At 43.3% G+C, this 2,094-nt stretch carries 3 protein-coding genes; all 3 read left to right on the top strand.

The genetic code is table 11. From position 1 onward, the window contains the following. The first annotated feature begins 40 nt into the window (after positions 1-40). The 3 genes from A3842_RS08905 (at position 41) to A3842_RS08895 (ending at position 2,091) form a co-directional block, all read left to right on the top strand. A complete protein-coding gene (locus tag A3842_RS08905; RefSeq protein ID WP_039295412.1) occupies positions 41-358 on the top strand; it encodes a winged helix-turn-helix transcriptional regulator in 318 nt (105 codons plus the stop codon). A gap of 270 nt (positions 359-628) precedes the next feature. Then, entirely contained in the window at positions 629-1,351 is a 723-nt protein-coding gene (locus A3842_RS08900) for a hypothetical protein (RefSeq protein WP_074085361.1), read from the top strand. A gap of 227 nt (positions 1,352-1,578) precedes the next feature. Continuing rightward, positions 1,579-2,091, top strand: a complete 513-nt coding sequence (locus tag A3842_RS08895) for a hypothetical protein (protein WP_074101120.1) — start codon at positions 1,579-1,581, stop codon at positions 2,089-2,091. Positions 2,092-2,094: the final 3 nt, after the last annotated feature.

Here is a 2,094-nt window from a genome sequence, read left to right as displayed (position 1 = left end):
ATACTAACTTAATGTAAGTTAAAAGTGAGAGGTGAGAATAATGGAAGAACATCAGCTGACGATGTGCCCTCGATTCGAAACGGCCTTCTCCTTCTTAGGTAAACGTTGGAATGGACTTATTATTCAGACATTGATGAGCGGACCCAAGCGTTTCAAGGATATTTCCGGTCTGATCCCAACAATGAGCGATAAGATGTTATCCGAACGAATGAAGGACCTGGAGTGTGAAGGGATTCTGGTACGCCATGTGTACCCGGAAACCCCCGTACGCATCGAGTATGAATTGACAACTAAAGGCCGTGCGCTGGAGCCGGTCATGCAGCAGATTCAGTCCTGGGCAGAGAGCTGGGTCGAGTAGAACCGCTTGGCTCCCTGTTGATAGCCCCTTTTTCCGGATGGAAAGAGGGGCTTTTTCCTTTTAAATTACAAATAAATTGCACGGAAGGCGGCAGAATATAATATAATAGAAAAAAAGTTGCTGCCCACCCCTTTACTATGCGGTATTTTTAATTGTGATATAGATAATTATGGCAACGTTAACAAAAAGAAGCTTATCCTTTCGAAGTGAGTTTTGTACGAAGTGAATTCAGGGTTGTAACGCTAACAAAACTTTTAGGAGGCGAGGAAGATGACAACCACCTTGTTTTCCCGGGAAATAACCTATGGAAAAAAAGATGTCGCCGAACTGGAGAGTGCTTCGATCAGAGTGCAGCTTATTTACGACAAAGTGTTGTTCATGCTTCACAGCCATCTCCCCGGGTCGTTGTGGAACGCATGGATTGGGGTGCCTTATGACATCATCTCCTCTTTGTACAAAGGGGATAACGATAGCGGCAGTGTTTTTCAAAAGTGGATTCAAAGCCCGTCTGGCTGGAAATGTATCGGCTGCGAACGTCATTGCCTTGAGCCTTCGGCTGGTCCGGTAATTCCATCGTCCGACAAGAAGCGCAGGTTCACCTTCCATAACGGCATCCGGCAGAGTATGGTGCTGCAGGCAGTGATCTGGTCGATGTATGAAAATACATTGCTCTTCCAGCCCTATTTGGGCGAAGAATCTTTTCTGGATGAAGCTGATCTGGATACAATCTCCACATACTTTGTACCTACCTATCTGAGCAAGCACCGTCTGATCGAGAACGGCAAGCGCTGCAAGGAATATCAGGAGTCGAACATCCGGGTGTATCAGGAATGGATCGCCGCTCCCGATCTGGTACTTCAGTGGAACGGAGGCCTGACCGAAGGCCGCTGGATGACCGGAGTTTACGTGGACCATTCGCGATTTGCCGGGCTGGGACCTTACCTGAAGGATGCACAGGGCAAGCGTACGTATATGCGGGCTACGGTAGAATAGATATTGTATACGATAGTTAAATAGGATCATAAAATGTAATGGAAAACACCTCACTTTCGGGGTGTTTTTTTATGAATAGAACTTTACAAGTGTTAAGTGAAACGGATGGCATATCGGAAATATCACTGCCCAATTTAGATATCGCTTTTATTCGTTCTATCACGGGTTAATATTACCACAACCCGGCGGATTTCCAGGATTTAAGCCAAAATTTTGAGGTGAGAAAATTGAATTCTAACTTTGAACTAGCCAAAGAAAGAATGAAAAACATTAACTTGGAAAATAGTGGCATGGATAAACCTTCATATGCGATCCTGGTTACAGAGTTTATTAGAAGGGGTAATATTTTTTTGGATTTTAACTCTAAAGATGATAACAGACGTGCTGTATTTAATGCAGCAGAAATAATTAAATGTGATATACCTGCTCATATAAAGGAAGAATGTAATGGGCTAGTGAACGCCAACGTCGATTGGGTTACAGAGTATCTTTGCAATTTTCATCTTGAATGGGCATACGTGGTAGACAAACAAATGCCTATTGCTTTGCAATTTCACGATCTATATGATCCTATTATTAAGTTGTTTGAGAGAGGTGGAAGAATCAGTTATCATCATAATGAGTTAGTATGTGGGAAACATGCATGGCCGCGTAATTCTGGGGCTATAAACAGGGAACTTTCTCCACAAGACATTAGGGATGAAGTTCTGGATGCACTCGATAAAGAAAATATTGAGTAATAG

Source organism: Paenibacillus sp. P3E, from assembly GCF_001909045.1.
In the GTDB taxonomy this organism is placed as follows: Bacteria; Bacillota; Bacilli; order Paenibacillales; family Paenibacillaceae; genus Paenibacillus_AQ; species Paenibacillus_AQ helianthi.
This window is presented reverse-complemented; position numbering and strand designations above follow the sequence as displayed.

Bases quoted from the DNA above. Each gene is read 5' to 3' on its own strand.
- A3842_RS08905 (WP_039295412.1), top strand. From the start codon at position 41: ATGGAAGAACATCAGCTGACGATGTGCCCTCGATTCGAAACGGCCTTC.
- A3842_RS08900 (WP_074085361.1), top strand. From the start codon at position 629: ATGACAACCACCTTGTTTTCCCGGGAAATAACCTATGGAAAAAAAGAT.